Source organism: Macrococcus sp. CoH-51_TC_04 (assembly GCF_058188655.1).
Window position 1 is genome coordinate 1 of the sequence record NZ_JBVGOY010000061.1, and the last position, 278, is coordinate 278.

Annotated in this window: 1 pseudogene; it reads left to right on the forward strand. The window is 45.0% G+C overall.

Annotated features, from left to right (window positions below):
* Positions 1 to 93 precede the first annotated feature (93 nt).
* Positions 94 to 278, forward strand: a pseudogene (locus tag ACZ2V4_RS11775) (relaxase/mobilization nuclease domain-containing protein); the annotation flags it as partial.

Below are 278 nucleotides of genomic sequence, written 5' to 3' on the forward strand. Positions count from 1 at the left end.
TTCTGTAGAATTGAATGCGATTAAAAAGCTGACAGAAGAATTTCAGGCATCTCAGCATGAATTTGAACGACTTCAGAGTGAGGTGCATCAGATATGGCGCAGACTAAAGTAGCATCCTCTAGAAGTGCCACGGCATCCATCAAATATGGGCGTGATGGTAAGGATAAGGACACACAGGAGAAGAAGTGTATCGCGATGTCAGGGATCAACTGTGATCCGAGTAACGCTGAATATGAATTTCGTGTCGTGAGGAAAGCGTTCAACAAGGCGAAGGACGA